The organism is Pelomonas aquatica, from assembly GCF_026712205.1.
Classification (GTDB): domain Bacteria; phylum Pseudomonadota; class Gammaproteobacteria; order Burkholderiales; family Burkholderiaceae_C; genus Pelomonas; species Pelomonas aquatica.
This window is the reverse complement of sequence record NZ_JAPPUW010000007.1, coordinates 201,605-213,797: the sequence shown is the minus strand read 5'-3', so window position 1 is coordinate 213,797 and position 12,193 is coordinate 201,605. Positions and strand designations below refer to the sequence as shown.

At 65.3% G+C, this 12,193-nt stretch carries 13 protein-coding genes; 3 read left to right on the top strand and 10 right to left on the bottom strand.

Features of this window, described 5'->3' with window-relative positions; genetic code table 11:
• The first annotated feature begins 161 nt into the window (after window positions 1–161).
• Genes NYP07_RS09700 through NYP07_RS09690 form a run of 3 tightly spaced genes read left to right on the top strand, consistent with a single transcriptional unit; the run spans window position 162 to window position 3,229 of the window.
• The gene (locus NYP07_RS09700) at window positions 162–785 is read left to right on the top strand and encodes an NADAR family protein (RefSeq protein WP_268149795.1); all 624 of its coding nucleotides are present in this window, start codon (window positions 162–164) and stop codon (window positions 783–785) included.
• A gap of 7 nt (window positions 786–792) precedes the next feature.
• Window positions 793–2,265 carry a hypothetical protein gene (locus tag NYP07_RS09695; RefSeq protein WP_268149793.1) on the top strand — a complete coding sequence of 491 codons (1,473 nt, stop codon included), beginning with the start codon at window positions 793–795 and terminating at the stop codon, window positions 2,263–2,265.
• Entirely contained in the window at window positions 2,258–3,229 is a 972-nt protein-coding gene (locus tag NYP07_RS09690) for a phosphoribosyltransferase-like protein (RefSeq protein WP_268149791.1), read from the top strand. The genes NYP07_RS09695 and NYP07_RS09690 overlap by 8 nt, the downstream gene beginning before the upstream one ends.
• A 724-nt stretch (window positions 3,230–3,953) precedes the next feature.
• Here NYP07_RS09690 and NYP07_RS09685 read toward each other — a convergent pair.
• Genes NYP07_RS09685 through NYP07_RS09640 form a run of 10 tightly spaced genes read right to left on the bottom strand, consistent with a single transcriptional unit; the run spans window position 3,954 to window position 12,171 of the window.
• The gene (locus tag NYP07_RS09685) at window positions 3,954–4,862 is read right to left on the bottom strand and encodes a TrbG/VirB9 family P-type conjugative transfer protein (protein ID WP_268149789.1); all 909 of its coding nucleotides are present in this window, start codon (window positions 4,860–4,862) and stop codon (window positions 3,954–3,956) included.
• The gene (locus NYP07_RS09680; RefSeq protein WP_268149787.1) at window positions 4,859–5,629 is read right to left on the bottom strand and encodes a VirB8 family type IV secretion system protein; all 771 of its coding nucleotides are present in this window, start codon (window positions 5,627–5,629) and stop codon (window positions 4,859–4,861) included. Before NYP07_RS09680 ends, NYP07_RS09685 begins: the two co-directional genes overlap by 4 nt.
• Before the next feature lie 28 nt (window positions 5,630–5,657).
• Window positions 5,658–6,353 (bottom strand): TrbJ/VirB5 family protein, encoded by a 696-nt coding sequence (locus NYP07_RS09675; RefSeq protein WP_268149785.1) that lies wholly within the window; start codon window positions 6,351–6,353, stop codon window positions 5,658–5,660.
• Window positions 6,354–6,377: 24 nt separating this feature from the next.
• Entirely contained in the window at window positions 6,378–7,478 is a 1,101-nt protein-coding gene (locus NYP07_RS09670) for a TrbL/VirB6 family protein (protein ID WP_268149783.1), read from the bottom strand.
• A 9-nt stretch (window positions 7,479–7,487) separates the two neighbouring features.
• Complete coding sequence (locus NYP07_RS09665) at window positions 7,488–7,913, bottom strand: hypothetical protein (RefSeq protein ID WP_268149781.1); 426 nt, start codon at window positions 7,911–7,913, stop codon at window positions 7,488–7,490.
• Window positions 7,910–10,393, bottom strand: coding sequence for a VirB4 family type IV secretion/conjugal transfer ATPase (locus tag NYP07_RS09660; protein WP_378989995.1), 2,484 nt, complete (start codon window positions 10,391–10,393; stop codon window positions 7,910–7,912). The genes NYP07_RS09665 and NYP07_RS09660 overlap by 4 nt, the downstream gene beginning before the upstream one ends.
• Complete coding sequence (locus tag NYP07_RS09655) at window positions 10,377–10,709, bottom strand: VirB3 family type IV secretion system protein (RefSeq protein ID WP_268149778.1); 333 nt, start codon at window positions 10,707–10,709, stop codon at window positions 10,377–10,379. Before NYP07_RS09655 ends, NYP07_RS09660 begins: the two co-directional genes overlap by 17 nt.
• A gap of 17 nt (window positions 10,710–10,726) precedes the next feature.
• A complete protein-coding gene (locus NYP07_RS09650; protein WP_268149776.1) occupies window positions 10,727–11,017 on the bottom strand; it encodes a TrbC/VirB2 family protein in 291 nt (96 codons plus the stop codon).
• Window positions 11,014–11,529 carry a lytic transglycosylase domain-containing protein gene (locus NYP07_RS09645; protein ID WP_268149774.1) on the bottom strand — a complete coding sequence of 172 codons (516 nt, stop codon included), beginning with the start codon at window positions 11,527–11,529 and terminating at the stop codon, window positions 11,014–11,016. Before NYP07_RS09645 ends, NYP07_RS09650 begins: the two co-directional genes overlap by 4 nt.
• 9 nt (window positions 11,530–11,538) lie before the next feature.
• Window positions 11,539–12,171, bottom strand: coding sequence for a hypothetical protein (locus tag NYP07_RS09640; RefSeq protein WP_268149772.1), 633 nt, complete (start codon window positions 12,169–12,171; stop codon window positions 11,539–11,541).
• Between the last annotated feature and the right edge of the window lie 22 nt (window positions 12,172–12,193).

Here is a 12,193-nt window from a genome sequence, read left to right as displayed (position 1 = left end):
GGCTGTGTGCGGTGATCCGGTGACCCGGAGATCGAGGCCGAGCCAGATGGCGCCAGTGAACGGGAAGCTCGTTGCCTAATCAGTTCGCTGGAAGTGTTCATTCTGGAGCACTGCCGCACGCTTGGGCCGCACCCAGAACATCTCGCCGAGGAACCCAACCCATGACCAAGACGCCGACGACGGCGTGTGCCCGACCTTCGAAGAAGTCACCCCACCCCCATCGCAACGCGGCTGGTAGCGTTCAGGACATCCAGTTCTACCGTGCGAACGAGAAACCCTACGGCCCTTTCAGCAACCTATTTCGGCGGCCTGTGAGCTTCGAAGGCCTGGTCTATCCGACCTCCGAGCATGCCTACCAGGCGGGTAAGGCGCGCAAGCCGGCGGTGAGGGATTGGATCCTGAGTGCACCGACACCGGCGCTGGCTGCCATGGCGGCGCATGGGCTCTATGTCTGGGACGTCGCCCCTGACTGGGCTCAAACTAAGTTCGACCGCATGCGGCGCGTGCTGCGCGCCAAGTTCGACCAGCACGAAGATCTGCGCCAGCTCCTGCTTTCCACCGGGGAGGCGAGGCTGGTGGAAGTGGGAACTGTCAACAATGCAGTGAACCGCTTGTGGGGCGAGGTCGACGGCAAAGGGGAAAACATGCTGGGCGTCATGCTTATGGAATTGCGAGCTGCCTATGTGAAGGAGGCCGCTGTCGCCACGGCCAAGCCGGCGCGCGCTGGCTCGAAGGCGCGCACTAAGGCCAAAACAAAGTCGGCGCGCACGGTTGTTGCTGCCTGATCGCGCTATGAATGCACCTGCGCCAGCTCCCAACCACTACGAAGATGAACTGACCCAATTGGGGGAGAGCTATGCGGCGGCCTGCGCGGCTGACATCGAGTCGCTCAAGCTGGCCATCGCCAGCGCAGCCGAATGCAGCCTGATCGGTGTGGGCTCAGGGGGATCGTTCACGGTGGCTTCTCTTTTGTGCGGCCTGCACGAAACCTACACCGGACGTGTGTCTCGTCCCTCGACGCCGCTGGAGATCATCTGCAGCCCCGCTCTGGCGTCGTCCAGCCCTGTGTTCCTCGTGTCCGCAGAGGGCAACAACCCGGACATCGTTGAGGCGCTTGAGCGATCAAGGCGTTTCAGCTCGCGTCCGGTGCACGTGCTGACGAACCGGCAGGACAGCAAGCTGATGACCCACGTCGGGAAGTTGCCGGGGGTCAAACCGTACGTGTTCGAGCTGACGAAGAAGGATGGGTACCTGGCAACGAACAGCCTGCTGCTGGACGCCGTGCTCGTGGCGCGGGCGTATGCGGAGCTCAATGGGCGGCCAAACCCCATGCCCGCGTCCATCTCTGCTCTGCAGATCGGCGAACGCGGCATAGCGCAGTGGCTTAAAGACGCGCAGCCTTTCCTCGCAGAGGCGGTGCGACGGGGCGCACTCACGGTCGTGTATTCGCCGCTGCTCAAGCCGATCGCGACGGACCTCGAGTCGAAGCTGTCGGAAGGCGCGTTGCTCCATGTCCAACTTGCCGACTTGCGCTCGTATGCACATGGCCGGCACCTCTGGCTCGCGCAGCGACCCGATGACTGCGCGATTCTCGCGCTCATCGAACCGACGCTCGCGAAGCTGTGGGTGGGCATGCGGTCCCAATTCCCAGAAGGAATCCCCACGTTTGACATGGCGCTGGGCGGCTCCGAACCGGTTCACTTGATCGCTGGCCTCGTGGCGCAGATGCACATGGTGGCCGCCGTTGGCCGACTGATGGGCAAGGATCCGGGTCGCCCGAACGTGCCGACCTATGGCCGCGCGATCCACTACACCCAGGTGGGGGAGTTGATTCCCCTGCCCAGTTCGGACGCGCCTGCGGAGGAAAGCGCCAAGTATGAGGTGCTCGGTGCGCACTGGCCTTCCCGACGGGATCACGGCGAGATGCGGCGGGCTGCGCAGACGTTCATCCTCGCGCGCGGCGTCAGCAAATCGGCACTGGTGGCCGCCATCATCCAGCAGGACAGCGTCGATCCGTACCAGATCCTCACAATGGGCGACCAAGGGGCCTGGCCCGGGAACGATGCGGCGCTGCTGGAGCACAGGTATTCGCTCAGTGTGGACTTGCCATCTCGACGCCTGGATCGCGGCTGGAAGCTCGCCCCGACCGAGAAGCGGGATGTGGATGCGACGCTCTGGTACCTTGAACACATGACCGCGAAAAATGGACTGGTGCGTGTCGAACTGCCCCTGAACGACGGCCACGGGAGAGCCCACGATGCATGACCAGAATGCCGCCAAGCTGCTGGCAAAGGTCATGGGATGGGAGGACCTGGACGCGGTGCCTGAAGTCTTGCCCAACCTGCAGCTGCTGGCGGACTTCAAGTACGACCACTACCAGCGCTTTGGTCCGGGTCGACGCTTCATCGAGAGCCTGGCGCTGTGGCTGCGTCAGTTTGAGCCGACGGACCGGCGCACGGCGCTGCGCTTGGTGCTGGACCACCTGGTGTTTATTTCGGACGCAGAGCTGTCGCACCTGGTACGCACGGCATACCAGGACTGGATCGTCCAGGAGCGCATGCGGCTGGTGTCGGAGGAATTCGACATCCCGTCGTTTCGGGTGCAGCAGATTGCCCGACATGAGCGCTTCGAGCAGTTGCGGCTGACCTCGTTGTACCTCGGCCTGAGCGACGGCGCACGGACCAACGAACTTCGCCGTGCAAGCGACGGCGAGATTGGCAATGAGCAGATCTGGCAGGCCTACGAGCTGGGGGAAGAGAAGGCTGCGGACATGCTCAAGGACTTGAAGGGCGCGCTCGCCAAGGCCAAGTTCTCCTGCACGGATCCGCGTTTCAACCTCATCTGGCTGCTCGACGATTTCTCCGGCAGCGGCAACACCTACATAAGGTATGACGCGGCCTCGCGCAGCTTCAAAGGCAAGCTGCCCAAGATCTACCAGCGCCTGCACGACGGGGGCGTGGTGGATCCGTCCCACTACGAGGTGTTCCTGATGCTGTACACCGCCACGCGCCAGGCCATCGACCACATCGAGTACTGGTCGGAGCGCTTCACTACCGATCGCGGCTTCAAACCGCTGCAGCTGCGCGTGCTCTGCCCCTTGGAACCGGAGGTGAAGGCGGCGCCCTTGGGCAGCGTCAGACTGCGGTTGGCGAGCATCCGTGCGGCGACGTTGGGTGTCGACGAACCCGGCAGCGCACCTCCCAGGAGTCCGCCGGCTGCACCTGCCTGAGTAGGGGGCATCGACAGGCTTGACAGGAGAGCTGGTGGCGTGGTCGATGAGACGCCGCCCGTCGCCGCTTCCGTCGTCTTGGTCAAGTTGTTCAGCAGGACCTGCAACTGGCGCTGGTAGGCCTGAAGGTTCTTCGATGTCGCTGCGAGCGGATCGTGTGGATCACTGTCGATGTCATTTGGCTCCACGCCGGAGTCCGGTGTGCTTCGGGTTGACTGGGTGCCTGACTTGGAAGACCCGGGGCGCGAGCTCACCAGCAGCACCGGCGCGTCTTCTGGCGAGGGCACCTTGGTGCTGGCGCCGGACTCTGAGTTGCTCCCTGTCCGCCGCACACCGATGGGCTCCGCTACGGCGTCGTCCATGGCGGCAAGCGCTGGAACCTTGATCTGGGTCGATGGTGGCGCTGCCGAGGCAGAGAGCGAAGCCAGCTCCAGCTTGCGTGGCTCTGCGGTCGCCGCGGCCGGCCGGTCGCCGACCTTCTTGTTGTCTTCCCCCTTGGCGTGCCTGGCGCTGGCCGAGAACCGTTGGATGCCCACTGCTGACACGGCGACGAGGCTGCCGACCAGCAGGACCACGGCCAGCAAACCCTTCTTTGAGATTGCGGTAATGCGCGGCGCGGCGACATCGGGAAGACCGAGCTCTCCAGGCAACGGGGAGATGCCGGCGCCGTGCTGCGGCAGTCTTTCTGGTTCGGGGCCTGGGGCATTCGTGTGGCGATCCGCGTTCATGGTGTTGCTCCCTTTGAACCCTGGGGTGGTACGGCTTGATCGGCCTTGAGGACGCGCTGCACCCCCGGAACGGTCGTACCCATGGCGGGTGGAATACCGTCGACATCGAACGCCTCGTTCCAGAGCCCGACCACGGCGCTTCCGGCGCGCAGCATGAGTCGGCGGCTGACGCGATCGACGACCAGCAGGTCGCTCTCCATACGGGCATTGACCAGCGCCTCGGTGCCGTCCCCCAGGACGTGAAAGACAGCCGGCACCTCCCGGTTGCCCGGGAAGCGCATGTAGGTGAAGCGGCCGTCATCGAACACGAGATCCGGGACGATGTCGTCGGACCCGCGGCCCTCGGCCATCGAGTACTGGGTGTTCATCACCGAGGGCCTCGCCTGTAGGCGTTCCGCGACAATCTGCTCTGGCGGCGGCGGCAGCGGAGCCAACGGCAGCAAAGGGAGAGCCGCCGATGGCTGACGTAGGACTCTGGCCGCCGTGGGCGCCGGTGGCGGGGAGATGACCAGTCGGTAGACAGGCTGCGTCGAGTCGCCGTCTGCAAGGACCACGAAGCGCAGGTTGTGCACGCGCCGGTCGGTCACCACTGCCAGGTTGTTGGCGGCGCTCGCCCTGCTCTTGGGCTTGACGAACAGCGTCCTGCCGTCGGGCTGTGCGGCCACGCACCAGGCTGCCTCGGGCTTCGCGCAGTCCGAGCCGAGGCCCGCACCGACTTCCGAGATGGCCTCGTCGGCGCCCAGCACGACCAGGGTCACCACGCCGCGTTTCACAGGTACTGTCACGACGCCGTGAGGGTCGTAGTCGACCTCGCGGAGACGCGGGTCGCCGCTGGGGGATGCGCCTGCCGTTGTCGATGCCAGGGCGAGGAGTTGGGCGACCATCGCGGGGAGCAGGCGCTTCATGGCTTGACCTCCGCAGGTGTTGTGTTGATCTCGGGGTCCGAGCGGTAGGCGGTGACAACGAACCCGAGCGGGTTCTCTAGACGGTCCCGCTCCTTGGCGAGCGCCTTGGGCTGGTACTCGTAGACGATGCTCGCGACGTGGCGGGTCTTGACGTCCGGCACGTTGCGTTCGGCTTGGTGGACGACCTTCTCGTAGGTGACGGTCGCCTGGCCGTGGTTGCCAGTGCGCCTGGCGACATCGAGCCGAACGGTGACGACGTTGATGCGCCAGGCCGTGGATTCGGCCAACTTCTTGTGCAGCGCGTCCTGGCCTTCGAACTGGCGGTTGTAGGCGTCGAAGACGGCGGGGACCGACATTCGCGAGACTTGGTCGAAGTCACGCTGCAGGAACGACCAGTTGTAGCCTTCCCGGGCTCGCACGAAGACGGCGACGTAGTGCTTGTCCAGCGCCTCGTTGGTGGGGATGGTGTCGACGCTAAGCCGCTGCTGCACCGTCGTCTCTCCCGTTGTCTTGTCGACGACGATGGGGATCTCGACGGTGCTGCGCAGCGGGCCTTGGACGAATACGGCTCCGACGCCCAGTGCCGCGAGCGTGATGGCGGCTATGGCGACTCGCCACGCGCGACGCTCCGAGCGATCGAGCATTTCGGCTCGGTCGATTTCCCAGGCGTTGTTGGCGAAATGTCTGTCGCCGTCGTCATGGGCGCGCGAGGGTGTGGCGTGAGACGGCCATGCGGCGGCTCTGCCTGTCGTTGAGACAGCATCCATGGGGGACCTCTCTGGGCTGGGGCCGGCGTCAGTGCAGGTAGTCGGAGACCTTGCCGGTGCGGTTCAGCGTTTCGTACTGGCGCTCTCGGTCGCGTGACCGCGCGATGCGTTCTTCACTTTCGGCCATGCCCTGCAGCATCTGCACCTGCGACAGCTCATGGGCCAGCAGGGCGTTCTCGGCGCCAATGCGGGCCTGGATCTCCTGGACCGACTTCTGGTCGGGCGTGGCGTTGATCTGGGTCATCAGGGCCTGGATCTGGCTCAGCCGGCCGGACGCCCGGGTCATGGCGTCCTGCAGCAACCCTTTGTGCTGGTAGGGCTGGGCAAGCGCTGCCTGGCAGCGGGTGCGGGCGCTGCCAGATAGGTCCAGGCAGTTGTAGACCATGGTGGCGTCGCGCAGCTTCTTCGCCGTCGTGCCTAGGCCGGCGTAGCCGGAGGCGTCAATGGCATCCAGCTGCTCGAAGGCCTTCGCCGGCACGTAGTTCATCAGGCCTGTGCTGTTGAAGACGTTGCCCAGGTTGCGGGCGCCGTTGATGCTGCTCAGCTGCGCCTGCATCTGCTGGATCTGCTGAACCTGGTTGGTGATCTCGGTAATGTCGTTCAGCACCTGCTGGATCGTCTGGACCAGGTTGGCGATGTCGATGACCGGGATGCCGCTGGCGTGGGAACTGGTTGTCCCTGCAGCCGCGAGTAGTGCTGCGGCGAGCTTGGTCCGGATGTTCATGATGCTTCTCCTTCAACGCTGTGTTTAGCTTCGGCCGCGCATGGCGGCAAGCTTGTAGGCAGCGGTTCTGACCGCCCCATATCCATGCCGGGCGAGGGCGCCAGCACCGGTTGCGGCCGTGCTTGCGATGCCGCCGGCCACAGTAGCCACAGCACCTGCCGCGCGACCTGTGGCGTAGGGGATGCCGACCCCGGCGCGGACGACTCCGCCACCGGCCCCGGCCGCGCCGCCACTGCCATTTCTTGCGGACCGCAGGTTGGACGACGCCATCAAGACGTTCTGGATCATCTGTACGCCCTGCTGCACCGCGGCGCCGCCGGTCAGGGCTGAGGCCAGGCTCGGTGCCTGGAAGCAGATGATGGCCATCAGGATCATCAGCACGCAGTAGCGCGTGGCCTCGCCGAGCACGTTGAATGTGCCGCCCAGGAAGCCGCCACCATCGCGGATCGCCTGGAAGATGCCCATGCCCACATACGCACTGAGGCCCAGAGCGAAGAACGCGAACCAGGCGAGGACTACGGAGTTCAGCACCATCGACAACCAGCTGTCGAAGAAGCGTGCGGTGGGACGCCAGGCGAGGCACAGGATGAACAGCGGTCCCACAGCGATCACAAACGTCAGCAGCAGCTTGGCAAGCGTCACAACGAAAAGCGCCATGCAGAGGAACAGCACCGATCCGATAGAGAAGATGGCTGCAGCGAGCAGAAGGTCGAGCCTGAACATGCTGGCTTCCTTCATGATTTCAGCGGTCTGGGAGCTTGCTTCGTCGTTGAACTTGTCCAGCAGCTGATACGGTGTCGTGACGGTGCTGGGATCAACGCCGGCGGGCAGGAAGGTCGATGCGACACCCATGGACAGGGCGTTGGCGCTGTCGGACACGTTGGCGATGTAGAAGCCGCCCTGCAGCGCGAACGCGAGCACCAGGCCGATCTTGAATATCTTCCAGGTAAACGCCGGGATGGTTTCCGACACCTCGTTGCGGACAACCGCCCAGCCGTACAAGCAGATCCAAAGCGTCATGACCGTCAGCGCGACAGGCGTGAGCGCGGCCGTGAGGCCTGAGACCACCCCGAGGACGTAGCCGTTGAGGATGAAGTCCAGCTTCGAGCCGACCCAGGCAAACATGAGGTACTCCTACTGCACGGCGTCGTAAGGAAGGTTCGCGGGCGGCCGAGCGAAGACAGGCACGCACTTGCTCTTCAAGTCAGGGAACTGGCACTGCAGCCAGGTATCTCCCACTTTCACCACCCACACCCGGCTGCGCTTCTCAGTGCCATATGTCGATGCGCGGCAGCTGCCCTGCCTTGCATAGACCTCGGTGCACTCCAGCAGGCCATCCGGCGTTTCGACCATGCGCCATGGGCCAGGATGGCAGCCGCCGTCTGCGCGGCAGGGCTTCAGGTCTTTGGCTGGGCCGGTCTTTGGCAGCGGCGGCGTCTCGACGACCTTCTTGCCATCGGGCAGCAGCTGAACGGCTTCATTGCCTTTGACGAACTGCGCCTGTGCCGCTGACGCATAGACGAGCGTGGCGACGGCAAGGATGTTGGCGACATGGCTCATGCGACTCTCCTGAGGGTGTGGAGCCTGCGATGCTGAACCTCGCGGAGCAGAACGGGAAGCCACTCGTTAGGGGCGTCGCCGTGCTGGGCACGGATGTCGTCGAGCAGCGCCACGTTGTCGGTGGTCGCCGAGAGCACGGTGATGAACTCCTCCAGGCCGGACAGATCCAACTCGCAGATTGCGCTGGCGTGGCCCTGCTTGACCAGGAAGCGCCTGCCGCCTTGCGAGGCTAGGCTGCGGACGATCTCGAACTCGGATTCACTGAGGCCGAAGCCGTCCACATACTCGTCGCGTACCGCCTCCGGGTTGGCCAGGAAGATCTTGGTCACGCTCTGCTCGACCATCGTGCGGCCGATTGGATGGCGCAGGACGTCGGAGGGGCTCTGCGTGTCGAAGATCCCGAGGCCATTCTGCTTGCGGATGGTCTTCTGCTTCTGCTTGGCGAACTCGCTGAAGACCTCGTGGTCGAGTGCCTTCCAGAACTCGGAGATCACATAGATCAGCCGTTCGCCGTTGACCAGCTCTCCCATAACCTGGAGCAGATACATCATGACCGGCGTGCGGACCTCGGGGAGGTCGAGGAACTCCGTCGTGTCGAAGCCGATGATGCGCGCGTCACACAGGTTCTGGAGATGATCATCGGCCTGGTCGAAGACCCAGCCCAGCGCGCCGGCTTCGCACCAGCGGCCGAGGCGTTCGTAGAGGCTGTTTTCGCCGGCCTTAGGCAGGTTCTGGCGGACCGTCGAAAGCCGGCGCAACGGCGCTGGCATCAACGCGACCGCCCGGACGGCATGCACGATGGCGTGCTGGTCCGCCGGCATCAGCGGCATGGGCGCTGAGGCGAGCAGGGTCCTGACCCACTGCTCCCAGAACTGGATGCGGGCCGGCGTCGGCTCCCATTGCAGCGGGTTGCAGCCTGTCGGCCTGCCGGCTTCCAGCGCGAAGTAGGTGCCCCCGAGTGCGCGGACTGCAATTTCGCAGCCACGGTCCAGATCGAAGAGGACGAGGCGCGGCATGGGATCCCACTTGCGCGTCAGCGTCAGCAGGAACATCTCCAGCGTAGTCTTGCCAACACCGGTCGAGCCGATCAGCAGCGTGTTGCCCGGCAGTTTCAGGTCGGCGGAGTCCTCTCCTTCGGGGCTGGCGTGCAGGTTCAGGTAGTACGGTTGGCCAGACGGCGTGCGCAGCAGCGCAAGGGCCTGGCCCCACGGATTGCCGTCGCGCTTGCCGGTGGCGAAGTTGTGAGCGCTGGCCAGCGCCGCGAAAGCCCTGGACGACAGTTTGGCGTCGCGCGGGCGCCATTGCCAGTTGCCTGGCATCTGTGCGAACCAGGCGGCATCGGCGACGAGGTCCACCGGCGCCATTTGCAGGCTGGAGGCTTCTCCCACGGCGCCGATGGCGCGGCCGGCACGCCTACCGGCGTCGGCGGCGTCCTGCCCGAACACGACCAGCGAGTAGTGGTACTCGCCCATGCAGAACTGGCCGTCACCCAGGTCATTCAGCGCGGTGTCCATGTCAGCGATCTGGGTGGCGACGACATCGTCGCTGGCAATCAGCTGGTCGCGCTGCAGCTCGAGCGCGCGCATGGCCTCGCGGCGGGGCAGGATCGAGAAGCTCTGTGTCTCGATGAACTCGCTGGCTTCGTAGAGCAGGGCATCCAGCACGCCGGGCTCCACCGCGTCGGCGTATTCCTTGATGTCGACCAGTGCGGCGCAGCGCCGGCCGTCGCCGTGGCGCAGCTCCAGCTTGTCGCCGCCGAAGGACAGGCGGGTCGTGGGCAGGGTGCGGTACAGCGGACCGGCGGCCGCCGGCACGGGCCGCCAGATGCCGTTGACCAAGTAGCCAAGGAACTCGGCCACCTCGGAGTAGTTGCGACCGTTGTGCACGCGTTCGCCGAGCAGTCGCGGCCCGAAGCCGCGCAGCACGCGGTCGACGAGGGCAGAGCGTTCCTCCATGACGCGAAGCGCGTCTGCCTGGATGTCGGCGATGGCCTCCCTGGTGCGCTTTCGTGGTTGCAGCGCGCGGCTCACGCGGGACACGTTGGGCCGGTAGACCAGCGTCAGGTAGAGCTCATTGCTCATCATCTGCTGCTTCCCCAGCTTGGCCTGGTAGGCTCGCGAGAGGTCCTGCGCGAAGCCGGGTTCTTGCGGGTCGTCGAGGCCGTCGGAGACGTTGCGATGCAGGCGATGCATCCAGACGGCCCACTGGCCGCCGGCCAGGTTGCGCAGCAGGCTGCACAGCGCCTCGTGACGTTCCGCGACGTGGGGCTCGTCGGCGGTCTCGAACGGTACGCCGTCCAGGCGCCAGACGCGCAGGTAGTCGCCGCCACGCGTGATGACGTCGTGGGGGCTGAGCAGGGACGAGAACGGCACGAAGGCGGCCAGCGGGTTCTCGGTCCGAGCCAGCGCCCAGTGGCGGGGCCGCGCGATGTGCTTGTCGAACCAGCGTGGGCCCGAGCGGCGATCAGACATGCCAAGCATCGCTGGTTCCTCGGTAGAGTGTGGGCGAGTAGCTGCGCGCATGCCACAGGCCGTGGTTGCGGTCGTGCAGGCGCAGCTTCAGCGCCACGAACAGTTGGTGGAAGCGCTGGTCATCCTTGGCGGTGACGTGACGCATCCAGAAGAGGGTGGGACCGATGGCCAGCACGACGACGAGCGCGATCCACCAGCTGACCAGCGCGCCGCCCCACATGACGAGGAGCATGCTGCCGCCGAACAGGACCACAAGCGGGACGAGCGGGATGCCCATCTTCATGGCCGGACGCGTGGCGCCCTTGTAGATCGCTTCGCTTTGCATGGCCTGGTCCCGTGCGTTCAGCTGACGATGTAGGTGGCCATCGCGCCGGCGCCGCCGATCAGCGTCCCGCCGATGAGGATGTTCGACACGTCGACCAGGCGGGCGCCCTGGAAGATCATCTTGAAGCCGGCCCAGATGATCGCTATCGTGACGACCGCGATGGAGACCGTCACCAGGATGGTGTTGACGTTGAGCACCGTGTCGTTGATCTTGTCGAAGCCGGCCGCGAAGGCGGGCGACGTGGACAGCAGTGCGAGTTGAAGGGCCAGCGCCGGGACGGCGCGCGAGGGACGAGCATTGCGCTTCATGGCTTCTCCTTGGGGTTTCGGTTGAGGACCTGGGGCGGGGAAGCCGGGCGTCTGGCCGTGGTCGACGCGTTGATCACTCGCTGCACGTAGCCGTGCAGAAAACCGGTGGAAAAGTCACCGCTGTAGTAGCAGGACAGGGCGCGCTGAAGCGCGCGTTGTTCGTCGCCTGCGGATGCACCGGCGCGCTCATGGCATTCGGTGAGCACGGCCTGCATCGCGGCCAGGTTCGAGCAGGGCTCGAACGCGGTCTCTAGCGTCAGACCGAGTCGGTCGAAGTTGCGGGCGTTGATCTGAGCCAGGCCGACGCTGAACTCCCAGCCGTTGGCCAGCAGGGCGCGAGCGGTGGCGAGGGCTTCAGCACGGTGGCTGGGCTGGCGTACAAGAGCGCCGCCGACCACGCCGATGGCCCACGGATTGAGAGAGCTTTCGACGTCGACAAGCGCTCGCGCGGTATCGATGTGAACGGCAGGCGCGCAGGCTAGCGCCAGCGTCATGAACGCTGCGGTGTCCATGGCGGCGGCTCAGTACTGCGGCGCGGCGCTGGCAGGCTGGTTGGCCAGCCATGCGGCGAACTCGTCGTCGAAGCGCTTGTCCCAGGTGCCGAGCTGGGCTTTGGCCGCGGGGCTGAAGTCGGTCACGGAGTCGCCGCTCATGGACCACCAGGTCCGTGCGAACGGGACGCCGTCGACCGTCACCGAGATGGCGCCGTCGTAGTCGCAGGTGTAGAGAGCGCCGTTGGGCCCGTCATAAACACGGGTGTATTGCTGCGGGCAGAAATTCGGGGCTGCCGACCAGGTGTGGCTGGCGGTGTTGCCTGCGCCGGCCATCGCGCATGTCGGGAACGGCTTGCCGCGCGCGAGGTCGCGCAACACTTGCCGGACCGGAGGCACGCATTGTTCGATCGACCGCCAGCTGGGCGCTGCCAGGCAGAGCAGCACGGTGCAGCCGTCCACTGCACGGGCCGGCAAAGGCAGCATTGCCGCAAATACTGCCGCGAAGCTGCTGAACCAGCAGAGCGTCAGCCGGTGTTGGCGGGTGCGGAGAACATTCGAACCGCCCGGCTGGAGTGCCTGCGGAAAGACATTGGACTTCATGGCATTGACCTCGCTGAATCGCGCCCTCTCCGGCGCGTCGTACGGCTCGTTGCGAGCCATGAAGTCAAATTAGTTCTTGCGT

Excerpts from the sequence above, each read along its gene's own strand:
- NYP07_RS09660 (WP_378989995.1), bottom strand. The coding sequence starts at position 10,393 with ATGCTTGGCATGTCTGATCGCCGCTCGGGCCCACGCTGGTTCGACAAG.
- NYP07_RS09645 (WP_268149774.1), bottom strand. The coding sequence starts at position 11,529 with ATGGACACCGCAGCGTTCATGACGCTGGCGCTAGCCTGCGCGCCTGCC.
- NYP07_RS09680 (WP_268149787.1), bottom strand. The coding sequence starts at position 5,629 with ATGGATGCTGTCTCAACGACAGGCAGAGCCGCCGCATGGCCGTCTCAC.
- NYP07_RS09700 (WP_268149795.1), top strand. The coding sequence starts at position 162 with ATGACCAAGACGCCGACGACGGCGTGTGCCCGACCTTCGAAGAAGTCA.
- NYP07_RS09640 (WP_268149772.1), bottom strand. The coding sequence starts at position 12,171 with ATGGCTCGCAACGAGCCGTACGACGCGCCGGAGAGGGCGCGATTCAGC.
- NYP07_RS09685 (WP_268149789.1), bottom strand. The coding sequence starts at position 4,862 with ATGAAGCGCCTGCTCCCCGCGATGGTCGCCCAACTCCTCGCCCTGGCA.
- NYP07_RS09690 (WP_268149791.1), top strand. The coding sequence starts at position 2,258 with ATGCATGACCAGAATGCCGCCAAGCTGCTGGCAAAGGTCATGGGATGG.
- NYP07_RS09675 (WP_268149785.1), bottom strand. The coding sequence starts at position 6,353 with ATGAACATCCGGACCAAGCTCGCCGCAGCACTACTCGCGGCTGCAGGG.
- NYP07_RS09665 (WP_268149781.1), bottom strand. The coding sequence starts at position 7,913 with ATGAGCCATGTCGCCAACATCCTTGCCGTCGCCACGCTCGTCTATGCG.
- NYP07_RS09650 (WP_268149776.1), bottom strand. The coding sequence starts at position 11,017 with ATGAAGCGCAATGCTCGTCCCTCGCGCGCCGTCCCGGCGCTGGCCCTT.
- NYP07_RS09670 (WP_268149783.1), bottom strand. The coding sequence starts at position 7,478 with ATGTTTGCCTGGGTCGGCTCGAAGCTGGACTTCATCCTCAACGGCTAC.
- NYP07_RS09695 (WP_268149793.1), top strand. The coding sequence starts at position 793 with ATGAATGCACCTGCGCCAGCTCCCAACCACTACGAAGATGAACTGACC.
- NYP07_RS09655 (WP_268149778.1), bottom strand. The coding sequence starts at position 10,709 with ATGCAAAGCGAAGCGATCTACAAGGGCGCCACGCGTCCGGCCATGAAG.